24 protein-coding genes are annotated in these 25,726 nt (G+C 46.7%); 7 read left to right on the top strand and 17 right to left on the bottom strand.

Translation table 11 applies throughout. The features are described from left to right. Window positions 1–37: 37 nt before the first annotated feature. Entirely contained in the window at window positions 38–286 is a 249-nt protein-coding gene (locus tag EKG38_RS13470; RefSeq protein ID WP_126520864.1) for a hypothetical protein, read from the bottom strand. Window positions 287–427: 141 nt separating this feature from the next. On the opposite strand from EKG38_RS13470, the gene EKG38_RS13465 reads away from it, so the two are divergent. The 3 genes from EKG38_RS13465 to EKG38_RS13455 all read left to right on the top strand — a co-directional run bounded on the left by EKG38_RS13465 (window position 428) and on the right by EKG38_RS13455 (window position 3,224). Continuing rightward, window positions 428–670, top strand: a complete 243-nt coding sequence (locus tag EKG38_RS13465; protein ID WP_126520755.1) for a hypothetical protein — start codon at window positions 428–430, stop codon at window positions 668–670. 1,118 nt (window positions 671–1,788) lie between these two features. Further along, a complete protein-coding gene (locus EKG38_RS13460) occupies window positions 1,789–2,289 on the top strand; it encodes a hypothetical protein (protein WP_246033164.1) in 501 nt (166 codons plus the stop codon). A gap of 623 nt (window positions 2,290–2,912) precedes the next feature. Continuing rightward, a complete protein-coding gene (locus tag EKG38_RS13455; protein WP_126520754.1) occupies window positions 2,913–3,224 on the top strand; it encodes a hypothetical protein in 312 nt (103 codons plus the stop codon). Window positions 3,225–3,282: 58 nt separating this feature from the next. Here the strand turns inward: EKG38_RS13455 and EKG38_RS13450 are convergent, their stop codons facing one another. From EKG38_RS13450 to EKG38_RS13410, 9 genes are all read right to left on the bottom strand, one after another. Continuing rightward, complete coding sequence (locus EKG38_RS13450) at window positions 3,283–4,041, bottom strand: SDR family oxidoreductase (protein WP_126520753.1); 759 nt, start codon at window positions 4,039–4,041, stop codon at window positions 3,283–3,285. A 4-nt stretch (window positions 4,042–4,045) separates the two neighbouring features. After that, entirely contained in the window at window positions 4,046–4,972 is a 927-nt protein-coding gene (gene mmsB / locus EKG38_RS13445) for a 3-hydroxyisobutyrate dehydrogenase (protein ID WP_126520752.1), read from the bottom strand. 120 nt (window positions 4,973–5,092) lie between these two features. After that, window positions 5,093–6,253 (bottom strand): enoyl-CoA hydratase/isomerase family protein, encoded by a 1,161-nt coding sequence (locus EKG38_RS13440; protein ID WP_126520751.1) that lies wholly within the window; start codon window positions 6,251–6,253, stop codon window positions 5,093–5,095. Further along, window positions 6,253–7,026, bottom strand: coding sequence for an enoyl-CoA hydratase (locus EKG38_RS13435; protein WP_126520750.1), 774 nt, complete (start codon window positions 7,024–7,026; stop codon window positions 6,253–6,255). The genes EKG38_RS13440 and EKG38_RS13435 overlap by 1 nt, the downstream gene beginning before the upstream one ends. Window positions 7,027–7,167: 141 nt before the next feature. Next, the gene (locus EKG38_RS13430; RefSeq protein ID WP_126520749.1) at window positions 7,168–8,325 is read right to left on the bottom strand and encodes an acyl-CoA dehydrogenase family protein; all 1,158 of its coding nucleotides are present in this window, start codon (window positions 8,323–8,325) and stop codon (window positions 7,168–7,170) included. 219 nt (window positions 8,326–8,544) lie between these two features. Then, window positions 8,545–10,050, bottom strand: coding sequence for a CoA-acylating methylmalonate-semialdehyde dehydrogenase (locus EKG38_RS13425; RefSeq protein ID WP_126520748.1), 1,506 nt, complete (start codon window positions 10,048–10,050; stop codon window positions 8,545–8,547). A gap of 178 nt (window positions 10,051–10,228) precedes the next feature. Further along, window positions 10,229–11,419 carry an acetyl-CoA C-acyltransferase gene (locus EKG38_RS13420; protein WP_126520747.1) on the bottom strand — a complete coding sequence of 397 codons (1,191 nt, stop codon included), beginning with the start codon at window positions 11,417–11,419 and terminating at the stop codon, window positions 10,229–10,231. A 389-nt stretch (window positions 11,420–11,808) separates the two neighbouring features. Next, the gene (gene metA / locus EKG38_RS13415; RefSeq protein WP_126520746.1) at window positions 11,809–12,753 is read right to left on the bottom strand and encodes a homoserine O-acetyltransferase MetA; all 945 of its coding nucleotides are present in this window, start codon (window positions 12,751–12,753) and stop codon (window positions 11,809–11,811) included. Window positions 12,754–12,835: 82 nt separating this feature from the next. After that, window positions 12,836–13,264, bottom strand: a complete 429-nt coding sequence (locus EKG38_RS13410) for a YbaY family lipoprotein (RefSeq protein ID WP_126520745.1) — start codon at window positions 13,262–13,264, stop codon at window positions 12,836–12,838. Window positions 13,265–13,843: 579 nt separating this feature from the next. On the opposite strand from EKG38_RS13410, the gene EKG38_RS13400 reads away from it, so the two are divergent. Next, window positions 13,844–14,611, top strand: coding sequence for an SDR family NAD(P)-dependent oxidoreductase (locus tag EKG38_RS13400; RefSeq protein ID WP_126520744.1), 768 nt, complete (start codon window positions 13,844–13,846; stop codon window positions 14,609–14,611). Between the two features lie 90 nt (window positions 14,612–14,701). Here EKG38_RS13400 and ompW read toward each other — a convergent pair whose 3' ends face one another. The 5 genes from ompW to EKG38_RS13375 all read right to left on the bottom strand — a co-directional run bounded on the left by ompW (window position 14,702) and on the right by EKG38_RS13375 (window position 18,820). Next, window positions 14,702–15,349 (bottom strand): outer membrane protein OmpW, encoded by a 648-nt coding sequence (ompW, locus tag EKG38_RS13395; protein ID WP_185826852.1) that lies wholly within the window; start codon window positions 15,347–15,349, stop codon window positions 14,702–14,704. 365 nt (window positions 15,350–15,714) lie between these two features. Further along, the gene (locus EKG38_RS13390) at window positions 15,715–16,230 is read right to left on the bottom strand and encodes a nucleotidyltransferase family protein (RefSeq protein WP_246033163.1); all 516 of its coding nucleotides are present in this window, start codon (window positions 16,228–16,230) and stop codon (window positions 15,715–15,717) included. A gap of 203 nt (window positions 16,231–16,433) precedes the next feature. Then, window positions 16,434–16,823 (bottom strand): YbaY family lipoprotein, encoded by a 390-nt coding sequence (locus EKG38_RS13385; protein ID WP_126520742.1) that lies wholly within the window; start codon window positions 16,821–16,823, stop codon window positions 16,434–16,436. A gap of 97 nt (window positions 16,824–16,920) precedes the next feature. After that, entirely contained in the window at window positions 16,921–17,787 is an 867-nt protein-coding gene (gene tesB, locus EKG38_RS13380) for an acyl-CoA thioesterase II (protein ID WP_126520741.1), read from the bottom strand. A gap of 109 nt (window positions 17,788–17,896) precedes the next feature. Further along, window positions 17,897–18,820: an SDR family NAD(P)-dependent oxidoreductase gene (locus tag EKG38_RS13375; RefSeq protein WP_126520740.1), complete on the bottom strand. Its 924-nt coding sequence runs from the start codon at window positions 18,818–18,820 to the stop codon at window positions 17,897–17,899. A 421-nt stretch (window positions 18,821–19,241) separates the two neighbouring features. Here EKG38_RS13375 and EKG38_RS13370 point away from each other — a divergent pair, with 421 nt between their 5' ends. Further along, window positions 19,242–20,114, top strand: coding sequence for a 1,4-dihydroxy-2-naphthoate polyprenyltransferase (locus tag EKG38_RS13370; protein ID WP_126520739.1), 873 nt, complete (start codon window positions 19,242–19,244; stop codon window positions 20,112–20,114). A gap of 206 nt (window positions 20,115–20,320) precedes the next feature. Here the strand turns inward: EKG38_RS13370 and EKG38_RS13365 are convergent, their stop codons facing one another. After that, window positions 20,321–21,268, bottom strand: coding sequence for a hypothetical protein (locus EKG38_RS13365; RefSeq protein ID WP_246033162.1), 948 nt, complete (start codon window positions 21,266–21,268; stop codon window positions 20,321–20,323). Between the two features lie 132 nt (window positions 21,269–21,400). On the opposite strand from EKG38_RS13365, the gene EKG38_RS13360 reads away from it, so the two are divergent. Beyond that, on the top strand, window positions 21,401–22,813 hold the full coding sequence (locus EKG38_RS13360; protein WP_126520738.1) for an HD-GYP domain-containing protein: 1,413 nt from the start codon (window positions 21,401–21,403) through the stop codon (window positions 22,811–22,813). A gap of 46 nt (window positions 22,814–22,859) precedes the next feature. On the opposite strand, the gene EKG38_RS13355 is transcribed toward EKG38_RS13360, so the two are convergent. Next, window positions 22,860–24,764, bottom strand: a complete 1,905-nt coding sequence (locus EKG38_RS13355; RefSeq protein ID WP_126520737.1) for a propionyl-CoA synthetase — start codon at window positions 24,762–24,764, stop codon at window positions 22,860–22,862. A 536-nt stretch (window positions 24,765–25,300) separates the two neighbouring features. On the opposite strand from EKG38_RS13355, the gene EKG38_RS13350 reads away from it, so the two are divergent. Further along, window positions 25,301–25,699 carry a MerR family transcriptional regulator gene (locus EKG38_RS13350; RefSeq protein WP_126520736.1) on the top strand — a complete coding sequence of 133 codons (399 nt, stop codon included), beginning with the start codon at window positions 25,301–25,303 and terminating at the stop codon, window positions 25,697–25,699. Window positions 25,700–25,726 lie beyond the last annotated feature (27 nt).

Here is a 25,726-nt window from a genome sequence, read left to right as displayed (position 1 = left end):
ATACCTCCAAAGTTCATCTTGCTTAATCATTATACTGTTACTTCTTTCTGACAATCTTTTGCTTAAACCATTCAATAACGGCCAATTGTTTCGTCTGGGTTAGCCCAAAATAGATACATACCCAGGGAGAAAGCAGCAGATACCAAGGTAACACAGTCGTGTCACGTCCACTAAACAGGATAAAAAACAAGCCACAATAGATAACCAGGACACCTGAAACCCCTACAAATAACATGATATTTCTAATTACTTTTTCCAACCAATCCATCTTCTTATCAAATCTCATCAATACTAAATCCCCATAACGTGATCATTATCACCTAGATTAGCGATACAGTTCAAGAGACGTTCAGGCTCACCCACCTTCGAATGAAGGCTGATTGCATTTTAGTTTTGGTTCTGGCTGAGTTGGGATTGGAGTGCTTGCTTGAAAGTTATACTTTTCATTGGTATCTATCGCTTCCAGCGAGGGATGTGCAGATACTTCAGTGACACGGTGAGAGAAGCAAAGCTTCAATCTAACGAACGAGAAGCATGGATGCTGAACTGGCTGTTAGATATGGATATCGTTGTGAATATGTCCCTATACGCTCTGCGATTTCAAACAACATCCCTGTTTAAAAGCCAGTTCGATATCCCTATCTCTCGCTCGAAGAGTTTCACGATGTGAAACCTCGCCATGCCATCAACGTCCGTTGCCGCATCTACACTTGCTGATTTACAAGAAAGTTCTCTCTTCGATTGAGGTTATCTTGGTTAAGTTGCTAACAAGAAAATGCCCCAAGTTGGATAGCCTTCGAATGAAGGCTGATTACACTTTCTCTGTGGGTTGTTGATATTGGGAAGTTTGCTTGAAGGTTGTACCTTCATTGTTATCTATCACCTCCGGCGAGGTATGTGCAGATACTTCAGCGAAACGCCGTGAATCCATCCGTGGAGGCTCGACGATGGCATCCATTCCATCAACGTCCGCTGCCGCATCTACACTTGCTGATTCACAAGAAAGTTCTCTCTTCGATTGAGGTTATCTTGGTTAAGTTGCTAACAAGAAAATGCCCCTTTGCGTGTTAGTACCTTCAATTCGTCCAATACAGCATTAGCCTTTTTCCCATTACTTTCTCTCATCAGTTGGAAAGATAGCTTAATCTGTTTAGCGGTAGCATTAGTTAATCAGTAGCTATACGTTTTATACAGTTGTACTTATTTCAAGCTCATTCTCTGGTCAAATTGTGCGCGTTTACACTTTTTTAGCTAGAATGGACTTCAAGTAAAGAAGCGATGCTTCGCTCACGCCGCAGGGGACCTCAATTAAGCCCCAAGGGCATGGAATATGAACTCACGGATTGAGTAGCATCAAGCTCCTCTGTCAGAAATAAAGAACAAGCAGTGACATGAGATCTACGGCTCATGAACTATGGTCGCTAGGTAACTAAAGTATGGAGCGAAGGAGAATCAAAACTTTTATCATAAAATACCTACTTTGGTTTGCAATTGTATATGCATTAATCTGGCTTGCTCCCGGCATAGTAGTTTATCCTGTTGATTTTATGAATGAAGCTATTACTGGCATCAAATACGTGGATAGTTGGACTCTTGGCATAATGTTTTGGACAGGTTCAGTTATTCTTTTACCGATTCTATTTTTAATATTTCTGTTAATTTTCTATTTTGTCAAACAAAGAGATAAGAGAAGTAGATGATTGCTTGCATGGCTTTTATCTAACAAAACATCAAGTTGACGCGTTTCACTCGGATTTTTTGGTATGGAGTTCGGCGATAGGAGCCTAAATGACAATTTTTATTCGAATCATAGTGATAGCACTTGTAGCTATGATTTCAGGGATCATAATAATTGCGGCTATTACGGTCTCAGGTTATGGGACCGTAGATTTTGATGATGTAAGTACCATCACACCATATTCTGAAGTTGTAGGTTTAATTGTCACCTCTAAAGAGAAGGTTATCCTCCATGGATGGACGGAAGCAGATCATACAGTGGAACACCCTGTTTTTTACTCATTTTCACTGCCACCCGGAACCGATAATAGGTTTGTAAAGTCGCGAACAACTATTCCGGCTGGGCTACGGCTTGAAATAGTCGCTGTAGAAAAGTGTAAAAATTGTTATTTGGATTTAAAACCTAGAATAAAATTTAGAGTAAACCCTCGCAATCTTAAGACTGATCATGATTTACCAATATACTTAAATGATTCATTTTTAGTTGAAGAATGGGGTGAAAATAATGAGCCGATCACTTATGACTATAGCGTATTTTTAGTCGGCTCCTAGCTAGGGCTAGCCTTAGGGACCACATCTCCAATTGCCATACTTTTCCTAACCAAAATCTCACGAGTTAGAGGCTAGGCTCTGACTCGTTTATGTCCAGAAACGAGTTTGAGAGGACTTGTAAACCCAAATCGAAGAAACAAATAACTCAGGTGCGAGTGAGCTCGAGGACTTCGGTTTCATGGATGAAACCGCAGAGCGTATAGGGATATATTCACAGCGTACCGAGAGATTACTTGCACTAAAGCACGCTGCAAGCGATAAACAAAATTGAAGGAACAAGCTTCAAACACATATGCCAATACCCAATCAGCCCAAAGAACCTATAAAAGAGACTTCAAGCTTGTTATCCGACAAGCAAACAAGCTTTTGTCCAAAATCGTGCCACAGCCAGAAAGCTCTAAATCGAAGAGATAACTTTCTCGAAACCAGAGTCCGGTGTAAACGCGGCTATGGCCTTCCGTGACTTCACAACGATATCCATATCTAAAAGCCAGCAGTTCTGTAGAGAACTTCATGGCAATGGGACACAAGGCAAAGTTAGCAATGATACTCATTCTCTAGATAAATAGAATTTATGGGCTATATTTATTACTTCGAAATGAACATAGAGGGAGGGAATTCATATGATAGTTGCACGTTGGTCTATAGACGCAAAATTTGGACATAAGCCTGCTGTTATTGATTCTCTATCAAAATGGCAAAATATTTTTGGAGCTCAAATCGGCTGGGAAGGAAAATGTAGAATTCTAACAGGTTCTGTTGGTGCTTTAGAGTCAACCGTTGTCTCTGAAATTACTCTCGATAACCTGGCTGAATTAAGTGAGTCTTGGGACAAACTAGCTGAGCTAGATGGCCATAAGCAATGGAGTGTTGAACTCGAGCCTCACATTGTGTCTGGTACGATGAAGTGGGATGTATACCGTATTGTTGAGTAGCTCAAATCAAAAAAACGAGCCTAGGCTCGTTTTTTTATGACCGATATTCAGAGACAGTTTAGATACGTATCCCGCCATCGATTTCGAATACGCGACCATTTACATAGTCATTTTCGATGATGAACTTCACCGTCGAAGAGATCTCTGAAGGCTGACCTAAACGGCCGACCGGAACCATCTTCTCCAGACGTTCAAGTGCCTCTGGCTTCATCGCGGCAGTCATCTCAGTTTCAATCACACCCGGAGCGACGGCTGCGCTGCGGATATTGTATCTGGCTAACTCTTTTGCCCAACCGACTGACATAGCCGCGACACCGGCTTTCGACGCTGAGTAGTTAGTCTGGCCTACGTTGCCCGCTTTCGCTAAGCTGGAGATATTAATGATCACCCCTTCCTGCTCAGATTCAATCATGGCTGCTGCCGCTTCACGGCCACACAGGAATGTACCGGTGAGGTTAACGTTGATCACGGCTTGAAATTGCTCGAAAGACATACGACCGGTAACCTTACCCTCTTTGGCTTTCACCAACATGCCATCGAACAAGATGCCTGCGTTGTTGATCAACACATTGACCTTGCCAAAATCTTCCATGATAAACCCGAAGCCGGCAACCACATCTTCTTCATCTGTGATATCGAAAGCGTAACCCTGAACTTCTGCCCTGTCGCCGATATCGGCACAGGCACGCTCAAGTTTCTCCTGATCAACATCGATAAGCGCCAACTTGGCACCCGCTTCAGCTAAATCCAGCGCCATAGCCAGACCTAATCCACCAGCGCCACCAGTGATGACGACAACCTTATCTTTTAAATCCATCGAATTACCCTTTGTTTTTAATCTGTTGAACATTAGCAAACTGTTCAAAAATACTGGAAAAATCACGCGTCCCATTGCCCTGACGAGCATGGTTAACATATAAACTGCGCGCCAAAGCGCCCATCGGCGTGCTTGAATTGCTAAGTAATGCGGCCTCTTGAGATAACCCAAGGTCTTTAACCATCAGGTCCACCATAAAGCCACCTTGGTAGCCATTCGATGAGGGCACAGATTCCATCACGTCCGGACAAGGATTATATTTATTCAGCGTCCAATTACCACCACTACTTACCTTCATTATCTCAGATAATACTTTGGGGTCCAGACCATGATCGATTCCCATCTGCAAAGATTCACTGGTTCCGACCATCAGGACAGATAACAACATGTTATTACATATCTTGGCAACCTGACCCGCGCCCGCCCCACCTGCGTGAAAGATGTTCGCCCCCATATTGCTTAGCACCTCTTTGGCTTGCTCGAAGCCCGTGTCACTGCCGCCACAGATAAAGGTGAGCGTTCCCGCCGCCGCGCCAGCCGTTCCGCCCGAAACAGGCGCATCGACAAACTCGAGCTCTTTCTCGACGGCAAACTTCGCCACGACCTGTGCACTTTGAGCATCGATGGTAGAGCAGTCTATCAGTAAGGTGCCCTTTGCAACCACATCAATCAACCCCTTGCCTTCACCTCCACCGCTTTCGCCGAGGTAGAGTGAACGAACATGTTTGCCGGCCGGAAGCATAGTGATAACGACATCTGCGCCAGCTGCGGCGCCACAGGCACTGCTCGACGCTATTGCACCAAGATCCGTAAGCGACTTTATCGTTTCGGGTACCAGATCAAATACACGCACCGTTAAGCCAGCCTTAACTAAATTGGCCGCCATCGGCGCCCCCATATGCCCTAACCCGATAAATGCGACACTTGTCATCTCATGCTCCTTAGCCTTCAATTTGAAGATAAACTCAATTCATTGTTAGTCGTTCATGCTCATTCTGTTCATTTGTTCGCGCTCACACCGTTGATACATTCCTTTTAAGACTCCCCTTTTTTAAGAAAGTGTCTTCAGTGGATGCTGCGCATCGGCCCAAGGTGAAGTGATTAATTGCGCTATCAAGTCTTGGGGTACGGCAGAAACCTCTCGATAGCGCCACTTTGGCTGTCGGTCTTTATCAATAAGCAGCGCCCTGACTCCCTCACTGAAATCCCCGATAGCGCAGCAGTTCACGCTAGCGCCCAGCTCAAATTTAAAGACCTCGGCCAAGCTGAGCGAGGTGCCAAGCTGGGCTTGATGATAGATGAGGTGCCAACTGACAGGGCTACCCGAGAGCAGCGTCTTAAGCGGGCGTTCGAGCCAGGAGTCGTGACCATTAAAACCGGAAACTCGCTCGATAATCTCGACCAAAGAGCCTGTCATCAAGCCGTCTATCCCAGCTTGGTTTACCTCTAATTGCCCTTGGGGCAATGGCACCGAGACCTCTTGCTCCATGGCATTGAGCTGCTCAGTTAACAAGCGATGATTTAACTCACTATCATCACTCCAACTCAGAGTGGCTAAGTGGTCGAGCAATGGCTCCTTACTATCACTATTGAGATAGTGGTTACCCACCCCGACATATTTAGCATCGCCGGCATTCATATTGTAGGCGGTTAATCCGAGAAACAGCCCGGTTTTACCCGGCATTCGATTAAGAAAATAGCTACCACCCACATCGGGATACAGGCCGATGGTCACCTCAGGCATGGCGATACGTGAACGCTCAGTCAGCACTCTGTGGCTCGCGCCCGCCATTAAGCCAAGGCCACCACCCATCACAATCCCATCGCCCCACACCATGACGGGCTTACCTAAGGTATGCAGCAGATAATCGAGACGATACTCACGCTCAAAAAACGTCTCGGCCTGATCGGTCACTTCACCGGGCGATTTGATCGAAGCATGATAGATATCCCTGACATCCCCGCCTGCGCAGAAGGCCTTCTCGCCCGCCCCATCGAGCATCACCATGGCGATGTCGTCATCATTCTGCCACTGCAACAACTGCTGCGTCATGGCGTTCACCATGCTGAGGTTAAGCGAGTTGAGTGCCTTTTCAACATTCAGAGTCACGACACCTATCTGCTTACCGGATGCTGTACCTAATGTCTGAAAAACAACGCTGTTATCTATCCCTGTTACCACATTAGTATCCGCGGATGTGTGAACTGTCATTAGCAATTTTTCCAATTGGCTTTGCGCTTATCCAGGAAAGCATTGACGCCCTCCGCCTGATCTTCGGTATCAAACAAACCGACAAACAGCTCTCGCTCCAGGGGTAATGCCAGGCTTCTTGGCATCGTCCGTCCAGCCTGAATAAGCTGCTTACACACCGCGACACTGCTTGGACTCTGATTGGCGACTCTTGCAGCCAGTTCGATGGCGGCATTAAGAGAGCCGCCAGTCTCAACCACCTCTTCAACTAAACCCAGAGACTCGGCTCTGTCGGCCTTGAGTCGCTCACCGCATAAAATCATGCGCTTTGCCCAGCCTTCACCAACCAATGCAACTAAGTTTTGAGTGCCACCGGCGCACGGCAGTAATCCCACCGACGCTTCCGGCAGTGCCATCACAGCTTGAACTTCTGCAATACGGATATCACAGGCCAACGCCACTTCAAGTCCGCCGCCCATGGCATAGCCATTTATCGCCGCAACAGAGACGCCACGAAATTGGCTCAAGGCTTCAAACGCTTCGCCGAAGTGTTTAGACATCGAAGCAGCAACGCCTTTATCGCCATCGGCAAAGAGCTTAAGATCGGCGCCGGCAGAGAAAAACTTCTCCCCCTCGCCGGTGATCACTAACGCATAGATATCCCTGTTCTCGTTAAGCTCAAGCACCTTTTCTTTAAGGGCTTGCAGGCTTTCGGCGGTCCAGGTATTGGCCGGCGGATTACTCATGGTGAGAATGGCAGTATGGCCTTCAATACGTTCAATTATTCCTGTCATAAAACGCTTCCTTTCAACAATTAATCTTCTTTGCTTTGAACCATTAACCTTCTCTACTTCCAACAAGGTTTGCCATTAGCACTCAAAATTTTGAAAACAAACACCACGCAGTGGGTTCAATAGAGATACGTAGTCGATCTATCAGAGGATCTGGCCTGCATTTTCATTCAACAAACGACGGGCAATGATCAAACGCATGATCTCGTTCGTGCCCTCTAAGATCTGGTGTACACGCACATCACGAACATGTCGCTCTAACGGGTATTCACGGATATAACCGTAACCGCCATGAAGCTGAAGCGCCGCATCACACACCTGAAAACCGACATCGGTGGCAAAACGTTTTGCCATCGCGCAATAGGCGGTCGCCTCCGGATCTTTCTCATCAAGCTTAAACGCAGCCAAACGCACCAGTTGTCTGGCAGCCACTAATTCGGTGGCCATATCAGCTAATTTAAATTGAAGCGCCTGAAATGCGGCAATAGGTTTACCAAACTGCTTACGCTCATTCATATATTGTGTCGCACGTTCGAGTGCGGCCTGGGCCGTACCGATCGAACAGGTCGCGATATTAATGCGCCCGCCATCGAGTCCCTTCATGGCAAAGGTAAAACCTTGTCCCTCTTCGCCCAACAGGTTTGAGACAGGGACGCGCACTTCATTGAAGGTAATTTCGCGGGTAGGTTGAGCATTCCAGCCCATCTTATCTTCAGCCTTGCCGTAGATAACCCCCGCCGCATCGGCCGGTACTGCGATAGCCGAAATCCCTTTGGGTCCCGCCTCTCCGGTTCTGCACATAACGACCAACATTTCGGTGGCACCGGCACCCGAGATAAACATCTTAGCGCCGGAGATCACATACTCATCCCCTTCCCTAACCGCCTTGGTCTTAAGGGATGCCGCATCACTTCCAGCCCCGGCCTCGGTTAAGCAATAGGAAGCCAGCTTCTGCCCTGTGGTGAGCGACTCTGACCACTCATCTCTTAATGTTTGTGAGCCAAAACTGGTGACCATCCAGGTCGCCATATTGTGAATAGTCAGCATGGCGGTCGTGGCGGTACATCCCATGGCAAGCTGCTCAAAGATGATAGAGGAATCGAGTCTGGACAGGCCCATGCCTCCCTCACTTTCCGGTGAATAGAGGGAACAAAACCCGAGTTCACCGGCACGCTGGATCACGTCTTTAGGGAAGTGATGTTCCTCATCCCATTTCGACGCGAAAGGGGCTAACTCCTCTTGGGAAAATTGCTGGGCAAGATCGGCAAACTGACGTTGGTCTTCATTCAGATTGAAATCCATCTGTAGGTCTCCTTCGGCACATTCATTATTGAGCTAGTTGCTGAGCTGCTCGTTGAACTAATTATTAAGTTTAGCCATTTAGCTGACTATTAATCTTGGCGACTAAGAACTGCTCTCTGTTTTTATTGTGCCTTACGTTAATAATGTGAGTAAAACGGGTCAAAACCCTGCTGTCTATGGGGCTGAATCTCATAGACAGCGGGCTACTTTTATACCGGCTTATTTTAGCGCTATGGTCATATTGGGCGCTGCGTGTTCGGCATCTGAGATCTGAGACTCAAACCAACGGGAAGTGATGGTTTTTGTTTCGGTGTAGAAGCGGACGGCTTGCTTACCGTAAGCGTGTTGGTCGCCGTAGAAACTTCCCTTCCACCCTGTGAAGGAGAAAAATGGCAGAGGTACCGGAATGGGTACATTAATTCCCACCTGACCTACCTCTATTTCATGTTGGTACTTACGGGCAGCCGCGCCACTGGCGGTAAAGATAGAGGTGCCGTTACCGTAGGGACTATCGTTGACGATGTCGATAGCTTCCTCTAACGAATCGGCTTCCATGCAGCACAGCACAGGTCCGAAGATCTCCTCTTTATAGATGCTCATCTCGGTAGTCACCTTGGTGAACATAGTCGGGCCAATCCAGTTACCATTCTCATACCCGGGTACGGTAAACTCAGAACCATCGAGCAGACACTCGGCGCCTTCATTTTTTCCCTGCTCAATGAGAGATAGCACGCGCGCCTTAGCCGCAGGACTAATTACGGGTCCGTAACCCGCATTTTTATCATCCCAAAGCCCGGGCTTAACCTTAGCCAGCGCCTCTTTCAACTCAGGAACCCACTCTTTTGCGGCGCCAACAAACACGGCAACCGAAAGTGCCATACAGCGTTGACCCGCTGCACCGACAGAGGCGCCGACCAAGTTATTGATCACTTGCTGCTTATTGGCATCGGGCATGATGACGCAGTGGTTTTTTGCCCCGGCAAAGGCCTGGACGCGCTTTAAGTTATCGGTACCTGTCTTATAGATGTATTGACCTACACCGACAGATCCCACAAATGAGATAGCTTTAATATCTTTATGATGAAGAAGCACATCTACGGCAACCTTATCACCATGAACCAGTTGCAGTACGCCCTTAGGTGCACCCGCCTCTTCGAACAGTTCGACAAGACGTTGTGGCGTCATTGGATCTTGTTCCGATGGTTTAAGTACGAAGGTATTACCGCATGCGATGGAAAGAGGGAACATCCATAACGGGATCATGGCAGGAAAGTTAAACGGTGTAATACCGGCGCAAACACCAAGAGGTTGGGTATAACTGTAGGTATCGATACTGCGAGCGACGTTCTCGACGGTTTCTCCCATCATTAAGGTCGCAATATTACAGGCATGTTCTGCCACTTCTATACCGCGCCACACGTCGCCCTTGGCATCGTCAAACGTCTTGCCCGTCTCTTGCGCTAAGATAGTCGCCAACTCATCATGGTGTGCTTTAAGAAGGTGTTGATAGTTAAACATCACACGAGCACGTTCAGATACCGGCACCTCTTTCCAGCTTTTAAATGCCAGTTTGGCGCTGGCAACGGCTGTTTCCACCTCTGCAACGGTAGCACTATTGATCACCGCTATCTGCTCGTTGTTTGCAGGGTTCGTTACCGAAATCTGCTGCTCTCCCTGACCATAAATAAATTGGCCGTCGATATAATGCTTAACTTGAGTTGTCATATTGCTTCCCATTAAGATCGGTTCGAACCGAATTTTGCGGCATTATTGCCTTTGCTCGCAAAAGTAGGTCATCTTGTCTCGTTGATTGCTACATGTAAGTGACTGCTTGTTAACTCACATCTCTTCATTTGCGATAGTTACTTGTGATACATATAAATCATGCTTTAAAACAATAGAACTAGACTTCGATGGCCATCGCCGTCGCTTCGCCGCCACCGATACATAAGGAGGCAACGCCTCGCTTAAGGCCACGAACCTTAAGGGCATGGATTAATGTCACTAATAATCGCGCGCCGGAGCAACCGATAGGATGGCCAAGCGCACACGCGCCACCATTGACATTCACCTTCGACTCATCGAGCGATAGCTCAGAGATTGCCAGCATGGTCACCATGGCGAAGGCTTCGTTGATCTCAAACAGATCCACATCGTCCTTGCTCCAGTTCACCTTATCAAACAGCTTATTCATCGCACCGACAGGCGCTGTCGTAAACATCGATGGCTCTTGTGCATGAGTGGTATGCCCCTTGATAGTGGCAAGCACAGGTAACCCCAGAGAATTGGCCTGCTCAGCCGTCATCAACATTAAAGCCGCAGCACCATCAGAGATTGAGCTTGAGTTCGCCGCAGTAATGGTGCCATCTTTGGCAAAGGCCGGACGTAAGCTTGGGATCTTATCCGGACGTGCATTGCCGGGCTGCTCATCGGTATCGACAAGGGTATCGCCGCGACGGCTGGAAACCGTGACCGGGGTTATCTCCTCTTTAAAAGCGCCGCTTTCAATCGCGGCATTGGCTTTTTCGAGTGAGTTCAGCGCAAATGTGTCCATCTGCTCTCGGGTCAAGTTGAACTCATCGGCCGTCTCTTGAGCAAATGTGCCCATAGCACCACCGGTATAGGCATCTTCGAGGCCATCGAGGAACATATGGTCCATCACCTTGCCGTGCCCCATACGCATCCCGCCGCGGGCTTTATCGAGTAGGTATGGCGCCAGGCTCATACTCTCCATGCCACCGGCAACAACCACAGATGCACTGCCGGCTTTAATCAGGTCATGGGCTAACATGACGGTTTTCATTCCTGAGCCACACACTTTATTTACCGTTGTCGCGCCAACAGACAAGGGAAGACCTGCGCCCAAGGTCGCTTGGCGCGCCGGAGCTTGACCCAGTCCGGCAGGCAGTACACACCCCATAAGCACTTCATCGAGTTGCTCTCCTGCCAATCCGGTTTGATCCATTAGCCCCTTAATGGCCGTCGCGGCCAATTTGGGTGAAGGCACACTCGACAATGCCCCTTGAAATCCACCCATAGGGGTACGTTTAGCGGCAACGATTACGATTTCCGGGTTTGACTGCTCTGTACTCATATCTACTCCTGTAATGGATTCGCCCTGTCGGTGAATAACTGTGATCACCGACATCTAAAAACAATTAGTAAGTGTGATCTTGCTCAATTAATATCACTCTGACGTTTACGCGAACGTAAAGCAAGTGTTAGCTGGTCAAACTTCTACCAAAGTATGAGGTGGAGATGTCACTGAAGATTTACAGATTAGGTAATAAGTCGTATTGAATAGAGGTAAAGAGGGGGGAAGTGGAGCAGGTTCTTGGGAAATGTCAGAAAAAGTGATTGGGAATATAGTGCAGAGAAAGCTTCGAGCTTCGAGGTTTTAGAAGCTAGGGGCGAGGATCTAGTGCAAGCTGAAACAGCTCGAATCTAGAACCTCGTGTCTAGAACCCCGTACTTCATCCCCGCCTAAACCTCATTTTCCCAGGGGGTGATGCCACTCATATCATCGAGGTTATAAGGGGTTAACTGGTAAACATAATAGTTGAGCCAATTACTAATCAACAAGCTGCCGTGACCATACCAGCGAGCGACAGGGTCTTGCCCAGGGTCATTGTTCCTGAAATAATTTTGTGGGATCTCAGGTTGTAATCCTTCACCCAGATCGCGGAAATACTCATCTTTCAATGTCGATTTCTGGTACTCCGGATGCCCCATAACAAACAGGTTACGGTTATTTGTACTGAGCACCATATAGGCGCCAGCCTCATCGGATTCAGTTAACACCTGCAGTGCCGGATGTGCCTTTAAAAGCTGGACATCCATTTCAGCAAAACGTGAATGCGGGGCCAGGAACTCATCATCGAATCCGCGAAGCAAAGGAACGTGTCGATGAGTTCTCGTATGCAGAAATACGCCTGAGCGTTTTTCCTTGAGTAGATTTCTGTTCAGTCCGTAGAGATGGTACAGGGCCGCGTGGGCCGCCCAGCATAAAAAAAGCACGGAGGTGACATGTTGCTGTGACCAATCGATAATTTCACGAATATGATCCCAATAGCTCACATCTTCAAATTCAACCTGACCCAATGGCGCGCCGGTGATAATCAAGCCATCATAGTTTTTATGACGCACGGCTTCGAAATCACGATAAAAGTTATTCATGTGATCGATTGAAGTGTGTCTTGACTCTTTATCGTGAATTCTGAGCAGATCCACATCGACCTGCAGAGGGGTATTACCCAGTAAACGCAAAAGCTGCGTTTCGGTTTCAATTTTATTCGGCATCAAGTTCAGAATAAGCACTTTCATCGGACGAATATCTTGATTTGCAGCCCGAGTCTCAGACATAACAAAGATATTTTCTGACTCTAAGATCTCTGCTGCAGGCAGATCATCGGGAATTTTAACCGGCATACCGCGTCTCTTCCATTATCTATTCATTAAAATACATGTGTCAGACTGTAGGATCGGCGCAGCATGTTTGCTTAAATGATGCTTAGCGACCGACCTTCTGTACCAACACTGACATAGGCTCACTGGAACCTAAATCTATGTTATATGCTTGAGTATTGATGAATAACAGCTTGTCATTGAGGGTGATTTTGGCACCTATGGCGTAGGTATGGCCCGACTCAAACTGATCTCTGTTTATCAAAAACTGAAATGGGGCTGGTGTACTGACATCGCTTCGCTCAATCTGCGCAAGCACAATTGCCGGTGCGTCCATCAGTGATACATCCTTAAGTTCCACCGTTAACACTGCATCTTGTGGTAGAGCGATTCGCTCCTTATACCAAACCTCACCCTGGATCTCTACGCCCGCATTAGGCGTAGCACAGCCGACTAGTGCACCGACGACTATCGCTCCAACCAAAGTACCGACAGCTGCGACTAAAGGTAACACTCGCTTAAACCACTTTGTCATATTCTTACTCCTTATCATACATCAAGACTTCTAGATGTCTATATGTCCATATCAAAAATCGTTACTTTTAATTTTGGCACTTTTGACTAACTCACTTTTCACTTCTTCAAGAGTAACCTTCGTCATTTAACTTTTATCATTTAGCTATGGCCTCCCCCACTTAGCCCAAGACGAGACAGCTATCAGGGCTCACTGAATACCAATCGGTATAAGAAAGTGATCTACTCAGAGTTGTTTTTGGCAAACTAGTTCAAGGCGAATGGATGAAGGAATGGTGTTCCCTTGTGAAGTCATTCAACGCAGAAGTAGGAAGCCAAAAACACTCCTAAAAGGCGAGTCTTAGCGCATCCGATGCTGTGTTAACGAGCTAAAACGTAGAATAACTATGCTCTTCACTCGTTGCGAACAACAGGGACGTTGTGAATGCCCTTTATGCAGGAGCAATAAAGGGCCTTGCCTCTGAAACGCTAAATTCTCGCTGAGCGATCACACCTTTATACCGATTGGTATAACTATAACTCTTGTCCTGAATCCCATATCTCCCTATCATAAGTTACCAATTTCAAGCCGAATAGCCTAATGACACAAGCCACCGCCATAATTGTGGGCGCTAGCTCACTCCTGAGCCGAGAAATCGCAAAACAACTCGCCGCTCAAGGTGTCGAACTTGCGTTGCTCGCGCAAGATCCTGATTCACTTCAAGAGTTTGCAGACAGTCTTCCAACACAAGTTCATCTGTTTCCATTACAAATTGTAGAGCCTCAAACCATTATCTCAACTCTGGAAGATGTGTGGCAACAATTAGGTGGGGCACACCTCGTCCTCGTTAATACCGGTCTGAACAGCTATGATCCACAGCTTCCCTGGGGGCCTGAGCAAGATATCATCACAGTTAATGTTCAAGGGTTTTCGGCCGTCTGCAATACTGCTTTTCGCTTATTCAGAGAGCAAGGTTACGGCCAACTTGCCGCAGTAAACTCAATTGCCGGGCTACGTGGTGGTCCAAGCGTGGCTTATCATGCATCAAAGGCCTTTGCGACTAATTATCTGGAAGGTTTGAGCATGCATGCTCAGCGATTAAAACTGCCCATCACAATCACAGACATTCAGCTTGGCCTACTCGATAAGGCTGCGATGCAGCAAAGTCGTTTATGGCTCTCTCCACCGGATGAGGTCGCAAGACAGATAATTAAGGCGATGCAAGGTGGGAAACGAAGAGTCTATGTGACTAAACGCTGGCGTTTAGTGGCCTGGCTGACTAAGTTATTACCGGAATTTGTCTACAACACCCGGCACTGGCGTACTAAGGCCGAACGCCTCGCGGCTAAGGCTGAAGGGAAAAAATAGGTTCGAGTCGCGCAAGCTTAAAACAAAAAAGGAGCCTTAGGCTCCTTTTTACTGTCTGGTGTCTTATCTCTGGCGAGATAGCAATATCACTTAGAAGGTGTAACCCACACTCACCATGTAAACCCAAGGGTTGATATCAGTTTCAATCTTAACTGCATCACCGGCCAGTTTGAAGTGAGCATCGGTACTGATCTGAGCGTACCAGACTGAAGCATTCACCAACCAGTTTTTGTTGATTTGGTAATCCAGACCCACTTGCGCAGCAACGCCCCAAGAGTTAGTCAGACTAAGATCTGTTAAGGCACCATCGAGATCGTTAGTAAACTCGTTGTCAAAAAAGTTAGTGAAGTTAACACCGGCACCGATATATGGACGAAGCTTAGAATCGGCTGAACCGAAGTAGTATTGGGCGACTAAGGTCGGTGGCAGTTGCTTAGTCTCGGCAATCTTTCCTATACCATCAAGTGAGATATCATGAGTAAACGGAGAAGCCGCTAAAAGCTCGATACCGATATTGTCAGTCAACATATAGCCGAAGTTCAAACCCAGCTGAGTGTTATCATCGACGCCAAACTCACCATTTCCCGCGACATCTTGACTCGACTCATTAGGTGCAACAACAGCAACACCGGCACGAACGATAATATCGCCCGCCTGATGGGCTGAAACAGAAGAAGCGAAACCGGTAGATAGTAGGGCGGCCGCGATTAATCCAGACACAATAGTTTTGTTCATCATACTACTCCATTAATACAACACGAAAATTCTTTATTATTATTAAGTTCCTTAACATTCGCGTGCATCCTGCCAGACGCCAAGTCGCTTTCCATTGATCCAGATCAATTTACGCAATACCTACCTATTTATAGATACCAACACATGATCCAGCTCACAAAAAACAAAAGAAGCATGATAAATACAGCTTTATTTTGGTGACCAAAGTCAAAAGTCTTCAAGTTCACCAAACAAGAAAACATCAAGATAAACAATCGCGAACGCAACAATTCAGCAACAACTTCGCTGGAGATAAATGGTAAATAATGAGGCGGCATATCAGCCGCGATTCATTTGTAAGCTAAGGGTTGTAAGCTAATTTTTATAAGCTAAGGTTTGTGAGATGAGTTTTGTAAGCGAGGGTATGTGTAAAGCCACCCCTTGGTTCGTAATCTATGGTTAAACAGTGTGAGGGGGCGTTTAGGGTTAGGAGTCAACTGCAGCTGAAACAGCGATTCGAGTCCAAATGCTGAACTGAATACTATACCGCATCCTTCTACGATTAAGGAGTTATCTCCCATCGCTGCTCCATCGGGGCTCAGTGAAACAGCGATAGCCGTCTCTTTTTCGGGCCAATAGCCCATGGCATCCAGTGCAGAGGAGTATGGCTTGTCACCATTTCTCAGATGCATTCTGGCTTGGTTTTTTACCGACCAGGGATACTCTGGTGCTAAGACTCGCAATTTGGCCTCAAAGCGTCTTTCTGTCTCTCTGGACAGATCCGTCGGGTCGAAGTAGATCAGATCGATATCCGTAAATGGTGAGGCATCTGTTCCATGTAGTCGGTCCCAGGCCAAGTTTCGTATAAATCCCGCCGCCAACATCCATTGTGGCAACGCCAGCATACTCGCTGCCTGTAATGCACGAATATGCCGGGGAGATTCGTTTATCCACTGTCCTAATTGCTGTTCATAGTAATTCAGTTCCAGCCCCTCCTTTTAAAATCAGCGTTATTTTCAATAATACCAATCGGTATAACCCAACAAAAAAGGAGCCTAAGCTCCTTTAATATCAATATTGTTAAATCTATGAAAGTCGTTAACTACAACTACTTAATCGGCACCGCCTTCATCACGACTTCCGTCGTGTATAGTCCATTATTTATCACAGGGAAACGATCGTAGGTTTGAAAGATCACGCTCCCTTGATATTGAATCATGGAAACAATCCCGTAGTTGATGCTGGAACTCACCGTATCAGATGGCAGAATAAATTTAAATGGCACAGGTGCACGGGCGATATCGAAACTCTTCTGGGCAACAATAACGCCGGGAGTATCGAGGTCGATAATGGCAATGGTGACCGAACTTCCCTTGGGCAACGCGATCTTCTCCAGATAACCTGCGGCTCCATTGACGATTATCGGTTTATCTTCAGCTACAGTGACACAGGCGGAAAGCATCATCACACAAATTAATACAAGGGCTCTTTTCATCATTACAAATATCTTCCTAATCGCGTTCATAGTTCGATACGCATTTTATCGGATCTGGCTCATCATTGACCAGACTAATTCAATAAGCTAATTAACCAGACTATTTTCCCTGTGATAGCCTAATCAAGCCTTCCTGTGTTGCGGAGGCCACCAGCTCACCGGCCTGATTAAAAAATTGGCCTTTCACGAAGCCTCTGCCACCTCCGGCGTGGGGACTTTCATTGCTGTACAGTAGCCAGTCATTCAAGTCCAATGGTCGGTGAAACCACATCGCATGATCTATGGTAGCCATACGCATACCCGGCGTTAAAAATGAGACGCCATGAGGCTGTGCGGCAGTCACAAGAAAATTAAAATCAGATGCATATGCCAGCAGGTATTCATTAACCGAGTGGTCGCTTGGCATCTTGCCATTTGCGCGGATCCAAATATTACGTTTAGGCTCTCTGGCACGGGGATAAAAAGGATTTTCCGGGTTGACCAAACGCATCTCGATGGGCGCGTCAGCCATAAATTTTTCTAACATTTTAGTAGGTACCTTGTCCCCCATGGTCATGGCAAGCTCTTGCTGGTTTAACAGACCATCGGGGCCCGGTACATCAGGCATCTGCGCCTGATGCTCAAACCCCTCTTCATGTTCCTGAAATGAGCAGGTCATATTAAAAATCGGACGGCCTTTCTGAATAGCTTTAACACTTCTGGCACTGAAACTCCCTCCATCACGCATGATTTCAACATCATAAATAATAGGAAGCTTCTCATCTCCGGCGCGAAGAAAGTACGAGTGAAAAGAGTGAACTTTACGCGTAGGGGAAACGGTCTGTTTAGCCGCACTCAACGCCTGCCCCATAACCTGGCCACCAAACACGTGACCAAATCCAAGGTCCTGGCTCTGTCCGCGAAATAAGCCAACTTCAATTTGCTCCAGTGAGAGCAAAGATAATAGATCGTTTAATACCTGACTCATCGCATTCCAATCCCCAATTAAACAGCCCGACAGCTTAACTCAGAACTCAGCTGTCATGCCAGAGCTTTACATGGAGATTGCTTATATAATACCAATCGGTATATACCGGTCACTCGATGACTATATGCCTCTCCGCTGCACCACGCCGCGCCCAAGCCAACACCTGATCCTCGCCACTTTTATGTAAATTAACCGGAAGCGCATGATGGATCTGTTCCCAGCTGCTAAGCAAGGTTTCAGGTTTGCAGGTATCGGCTTCAAAATAGGTGGGTTTAAACTCAGTAAACTGACCGTGACTGACACTGCCGGCTGCTGTGAGCAGATGCTGACCCGTTGGTGCATCGGTGCAGCATAGAAACAACATACTGGCTGTTATAGAAGACTTGGAAAATAGTGGTTTAACGGATGCAGCTAAACGCCCTTCTGTCATGCCGGTTAACGCGTGGGGGGTAAGACTGTTGACCTTAATATTGTGCTCTACCCCTTCGAGATAAAGGCTATTTACCAGACCAATCAGCCCCATTTTACTGGCACTGAAAGAGGTCTCGTGCATATCACCATATAAGCCACTGGCGGCGCAGCTCATCATAATCCGGCCATAGCCCTGACGTTTCATCAGAGGCCAGATAGCCTGAGTCATATAGAAGCTGCCACTGAGATCGACATTTAATTGAGTTTGCCACATTTCGACAGTGAGATTTTCAAACGCACAAGGTGTGTGAACCCCGGCATTATTCACCAAAATATCGATGCGTCCCCATAGGTTTACCACCTCTTGGACTGCTTGTTTGATACCATCGACATCACTGACATCCAGCCTGAACATCAGGGCGTTGGCACCTAACTCCTCAACCGCCTTGTGACAGCGTTCGAGTCCGGAGTAGTTCATCACAGCTAAATTCGGTTCACTTTCCGCATAACCCGAATCTATCAAAACCACGTTGGCTCCACGCTCTGCCAGTGCTATCGCATAAGCACGCCCTAACCCGGTTCCAGCTCCGGTAATCACTGCAACTTTATTATCAAAACGCATCGATACTCTTCCTCAATGAATAGCCTCAAATGATTCGATACATGCTCACAAACAGTTCAATTACCAATACAACGTCATTTAATAAAGAGCCAGAGCATACATATGTTCTTAAAAGGGGTATTTATCTCTCCTCCCATCAATAAATATTCCCTTCAGACAGCTATAAAAGCACATCCACAGGCTATTTTCTTTGAGCCAGATAACAGAATTGCATACAGTTTAGGATTGTTAAAAATTCAATTTCAGATAGTCAAAAATTGAAATTGAGATAGTTAAAAATTGAATAATTTGTCTTCAAAGAGACACGCATCAAAATGGGTCACTTCATTGAAGCTGATAAACTTGTTATCATGTGCTGATTAACATTCAGTAGACTTCACCAGAACTGCTGTTCACTCCCTTTATAAAAACGATTAAAACAATGAACCCTTGGATTTTGGCCATTAGGCCTCGTACACTGCCGGCGGCAATTGGCCCGCTCTTGGTGGGAAATATTCTAGCCCTTCAATCGGAACAGTTCACCTGGCTCATAGCCTGTACTTCGATGCTTTGTGCCATCTTATTGCAGATAGCCGTGAATCTGGCAAACGACTACTTCGACTTTAAAAGTGGGATAGACACTGAGGAGCGAATAGGCCCGGTGAGAGTCACCCAAGGCGGGTTGCTCGCCCCTAATAAAGTCAGGAATGCCATATTCATCAGTCTCGCATTAGCACTTTTAGTTGGCTCATATCTTATTTATCACGGTGGCTGGCCCATCGCCTTTCTGGCGGCGGCGTCCATATTAGGTGCGCTCGGCTACAGTGGAGGGCCCTACCCTCTGGCCTCACATGGGTTGGGAGAGGTCGCCGCTTTTATCTTTTTCGGTCTGGTTGCTGTTGTCGGAAGTTATTACCTGCAAGCGGGTGACACCAGCACGGCAGCCTGGATTTTAGGCAGCGCCATAGGCTTTCTTAATGCGGCTATTATGCTGGTCAACAATACCCGAGATATGCAAACTGATATCAAGGCGGGTAAACATACACTGGCCGCACATATCGGAGAGGGACAAGCCAGGCTGCTCTACCAAGCCTTGGTATTCCTGCCTTTCGCCCTCATCATAGGTGGTTTTATTCTCGGTTTCTTGCCGGGATTACCCGTCTTACTGGCGGGAGTTTCACTCATTATTGCCCGTAAATTAAACAGTGAGTTTAGTCATACTTCCGGTGAAGCCTTAAACCCGCTCCTCGGCAACACGGCCAAACTCACCATGATATTCAGCGGACTGTTCAGTATCGGATTGGTATTCGTGTGATGTTAAAGCCATCAAGCCAATAGGCCTTATATCGCTTTAAAACAAAAAATACTTTCAGACACCATGGGATAATATTCCATGGTGTTTATCTTATATTCCACTCTTCATTAAAATCGACTCTCTTTCAACGAACTTTCAACACATATTCGACTCTATCTTCCCTCATCTCAGACAAACCTTATCTCAACAAATTTTGCATCGACAAACTAAATGTTCTGGAACAGGATCTCTATCGTAAAGGTAATGATGGCTTGATTGAGGCGCTCGCTATCGACCTCTTTACTCCAGTTATATTCCGGAGTGATCTGAAAGAAAAGCCATTCACGGGCAAAGTTTTGCCGATAGGTCAGGCCGATATTGGCATTACTGATATAATGATACGGCTCATCGACACCATAAATACTGGCGCGATAGCTAATCGCCTGTGAATTGCTGATGTATTGATACAGCTGGAGACTCGTGCCCAGCTCCCAGACATCGAGATCATTTTCAAAACTGGCAGCCGCCGTCCAACGCAGCAGATACGTTTGATTAAACGCATGCTCGATATCCAACTCGGTAGACTCACCCGTAACTTTTTTCTCTTGATAAACCTTTTGAGTCAGACGCGTAGTCGTACTCTCTGAAATCGGATAGGTGTAACGCCAGCGAGCCTCCAATTTTGGTTTTAAATTGGCCTTGATATTAAAACTGACCCTACCTTTCGCATACCAGTCATAGCGTAAACCGACATCCCGCTCACTCTTGTCGTCTGGTCCCTTTAAGAAGGAAAATGGGTCATCTTCTCCCGTCGAATCAAAAATAAACTTCAACCTTTCATTCACCCCGGGGAGGTTCAGGCGTGCATTTAAATTGGCCCTGTATTTAAAGCCCTCTTTCTCGTAGTAAGAAAAGTCATTGTACCAACGTATGATGGTGCCGGCTCGCGCATCATCTTCGATGCGGTCATCCTTAAAGAAGCTATCGAACCAAATTGCCGGTTGACAGAATTTGGTATTGAGGTAATCGAAGGCTTGATCCAGCGCAGCGTCTTCAGAGGACTCTCTGAAACAGGGATCTTCAATGGGCTCGGCAGGAGGCGTCGGTTCATCCTCTTCGGCTGACACTGAAGCGACAAATATACAAGTGAGTAAAACAGCAATCTTCAGATACAACTGAATTCCATTCGTCCAATACGGCATTGATAGATACTAACATCTACCACCTCAAATCATAGCAAAAACCATACCTTAGCTTAAACACTCACCCCAACACTTAACAGCCACACACGGCTGAAAAATTGGACTATGCTTTATTTATTAAATAATAATGAACCAGCTGACGGATTAGCCACCTTGATAAATATTCCGCATTCAGACAATAGCTATGATCCATGTAAACCCGACTGTTACATGGAGCATCTGGCTGCAGTTAATAAAAAAATGCCTGTGGTGGCGGTCGAGGGAATTTATAACGAATTTGGCGTATTACTCATTCCGAAAGATGCCAATATAGAGCGAAGAGTGTTAGATTTTCTCGTCGGTCACAAGATGCAAAAAGAGCTGGACAGCTCGATAGGTATTAAAGGTTGTCTGACCAATGAATCCTTGTTAAGACAATTTAATGAATTTCTCTCCAGGTATCTGGACCTGACCCAGATACATCAAGACAACCATTTTGAAGTCACCCTCAAGCACCTGTGTACCGTTCAACAAATTCCCAGAATATTACTCCAAAAGCTGACTATCTTAAGGGAACAGCTACCGGATATTTTTGAACAAACCTTATTCAGCAGCTGGCTCGGTAGCATGATCGCGATAGAGATGGAGTTATCTCCGAGACAAGTACACAACGTCTTCTTTACCGGGCTGTTTCATGACCTTGGTTTGCTCCACATTGACCCTGAAATAGTCAATAAGCAAGGACACTATAGTGATGATGAATGGCACGCGATTGAGCATCATATGTGTATTAGCAGGGCTATTGTCAGGGGGAGCAATGCCTGTGATACGGATGTATACAGAGGAATAATGGAGCATCATGAGCGCTGTGATGGAACCGGTTACCCTAACGAATTACTCAAGAACAAGCTATCTTATTGTGGTCAGATCATCGGCTTAGCCGACATTCTGTTCCATATACGCACACGTCAGTTCTCCCGTCTGGGTAGAAATATGGCCGACATCGTGCCCTACCTGCAGATAAACTCAAATACATTCATGTTTGAATCATATCAGGCGATACACAATATCATCTATCGCTCAAACTTGGGTGTAACCGACCTGATTAACAGAGAAGACTTCCCTATCCTTCCGAAACGACTCATTGAGCAGAGAATAAAGCTCAAGAAATTATATCAGGGTTTAATCCTGTTCAATGAGAAACTGAGCTCCAGTGCCCATGGTAAACGCTGCAGGTCATTTATTAACTCCAGCAATCATATCTTTAGAACATTTAATCGTTCCGGATTGAGTAGCCCGGAGATAATACAATGGCTACAGAGACTCACCGAGGAGGACTTCGAAGGTGCACACCTTGAGCTTCAGGAGATTGATGCGATGCAGTATGAGCTATTATGGATGATAAAAAGGGCAAGCAGGCTTTTACCGGGATTAGTTTCTGATGAGATAACGTCACCGGAACAGGATAGTAGCCAGATAACAAAGATGGTTGAGCAGCTCCAACAAGATCTGAACGATGCCTGGGAAAACTATGAATAAAATAAAACGGCCTCCTGTAGGAAGCCGTCACTGACTTGATTATTGCCTACACATGGGCATCTGCATATCCCATACGCGTGAGTGCATTGCGCACCAACTCTAAGGTTTGCGGATCTTCTATGGTAGCAGGCATCTTATATTCCTGGTTATCGGCTATCTTTCGCATCGTTCCTCTTAAAATCTTGCCTGAGCGGGTCTTCGGTAATTTCTGAACCGCACTGACCAGACGAAATGATGCGACAGGACCTATATGTTCCCGAACCAAGGTGATCAGCTCACGGTATAGCTCCTCATCGGACAATGTCACCCCTTTCTTGAGAACAACCAATCCCAAAGGCAGTTGCCCCTTGAGTTTGTCATCGACGCCAATCACCGCCACTTCGGCCACGGCCTCATGTTGACACAGAACCTCTTCGAATCGCCCGGTAGAGAGACGATGACCGGCGACATTGATGATGTCATCGATACGACTCATGATATACAGGTAACCATCCTCATCCATGTAACCGGCGTCCCCGGTCAGGTAGTAACCGGGATACATAGAGAGATAACTGTCCAGATAACGCTGCTCATTATTCCATAGCGTCGTTAACGTCCCCGGCGGTAAAGGTAATTTAATCACCACATTCCCCGAAGCGCCCGGCTCGACAACGTCCCCCATTTCGTCTACCACCTCAACCTGATAACCCGGCACAGATCCCGCCTTAACCTCAACGGGTGCCGTACCCATTAAGTTAGCCGCAACCGGCCAGCCTGTTTCGGTCTGCCACCAGTGATCGATCACCGGCTTATTGAGTCTCTCCTCGGACCAATGAAGGGTATCGGGATCGCAGCGCTCCCCCGCTAGGAAGAGAGTTTTGAGACAGCTGAGATCGACATCCTTAAGAAAATCGCCATCAGGATCATCTCGCTTAATGGCGCGTATCGCCGTTGGGGCAGTAAAGAAACTCTTCACCTGATACTTCTCTATTATTCGCCAAAATATACCGGGATCAGGTGTACCGATCGGTTTGCCCTCAAACAGGACGGTTGTGGCGCCAACCAGAAGCGGACCATAGACAATATAGGAATGACCCACCACCCAGCCGACATCGGAAGCCGCCCAAAAAACATCACCTGCTCCAATATCGTAGATATGCTTCATTGACCATGAAAGTGCAACGGCGTGGCCACCATTGTCACGCACGACGCCTTTAGGTTGGCCTGTCGTACCTGAGGTATACAAGACATAGAGAGGGTCGGTTGCCGCAACGGTTTGGCAGGCAATATCCGGTGCGCTTGCAACCGCGCTTTGCCAGTCCACATCGCGCCCCGTCACCAGATCTGCCGTGTATTGACTACGGTTTAAGATGATACAGGTATCCACCTGATGCTTAGATTGCCCTATCGCATCATCGAGAAGAGGTTTATAAGGCACGACGCCGGAAGGCTCTATGCCACACGAGGCCGACAGGATCAATTTAGGCTTAGCGTCATCGATTCTGGTCGCCAGTTCACTGGCTGCAAAGCCGCCAAAAACCACTGAGTGAATCGCACCAATACGAGCACAGGCCAGCATGGCATAGGCAGTTTCAGGAACCATGGGCATATAGATGATAACGCGGTCACCTTTCTTCACGCCTATCGAATCCATATATCCGGCAAGTCTGCTGACCTGAGCTAGCAGTTCATTATAGGTAATACCATATTCAGACTCTGTTACCGGGCTGACATATTGAATGGCAACTTGCTCTCCCCGGCCATTTTCCACATGCCTGTCGACGGCGTTATAACAAGTATTAAGCTCTGCTCCCGCAAACCATGAATACATAGGCGCTTTGCTGTCATCGAGCACCTTATCCCAATTCCGATCCCAGTCTAACTCTTGTGCCGCCTTGGCCCAGAATCTGTCAGGCTCTGCCAATGACTTGCTATGTAGCTGATGGTGTAACTCGCAGTTCGGTGTCTTCATTTTGCTCTCCCACAATAACAGCAGTGTCGGGTAGCCATCGGCTTAACCCACTATCCCTGAAGGCGCGCCACTGTCAGCTTTCCCTTCCTTCGATACTTCCTTTATCAGTCGATACTAATAGAGGTTGATCATTCCATTATGCAAACCCCACCAGCCATTCCCATTAGACCTTGGGATAAGGGGGAGCTCTCGCCATTGAATTAAAACAAAAACTTAACCCTACAAACTTATTAATAGATGTCAGAGATACACTAAGCGCTCAATCTCATTAACCTTAAGAATAGGTGAGTCGCGTGCATCACAGACCGAGGAGGGAGGGCACCTAAACCAAAGTCTAACCGCAGTGTTGAAAAGAATAATCAAACCAACAAAAAACAGTTAAAAATCAACAACCAGCCACCAAACAACAAAGGACTGCGTCTTTGTTATGTTCAGAACATATGACACTCATGGAATCAGAAACTATCGCCCCCAGCTTTACCTTTACGTAAACTTCATATATCGTTTCAGATAAGTTAAATTTTATGGTGTTATTCATGAGCGAGAATCAAAGTCCACAAACCACTTACTCCATTAGCGACCTCTCTAAAGAGTTCGATATTACGACTCGGAGTATTCGCTTCTATGAAGATCAGGGGTTACTTAAACCTAAACGTCGTGGTCAAACGCGTATCTACGGCTTGAAGGACAGAGTTCGCCTTAAGTTGATCCTGCGAGGCAAACGTCTGGGATTTTCGCTGGCCGAAACGCGCCGTCTGTTTGAACTTTACGATGCTGATAAGAACAGCAGCTCACAACTTCAAACCATGTTAGATCTCGTCGAAGACAAGAAGTCTTCACTGCAACAGCAGATGGATGACATCAAGGTGGTATTGATGGAGCTAAACTCCGCCGAACAGCAGTGTCGTGCGGCGTTAGATAAACAGCAAGGCTAAATCTTTGCTGGGTGTTACCAACACCTT

The organism is Shewanella canadensis (genome assembly GCF_003966225.1).
Classification (GTDB): domain Bacteria; phylum Pseudomonadota; class Gammaproteobacteria; order Enterobacterales; family Shewanellaceae; genus Shewanella; species Shewanella canadensis.
The sequence above is the reverse complement of the archived record's forward strand: the minus strand, read 5'-3'. Positions and strand labels throughout refer to the sequence as shown.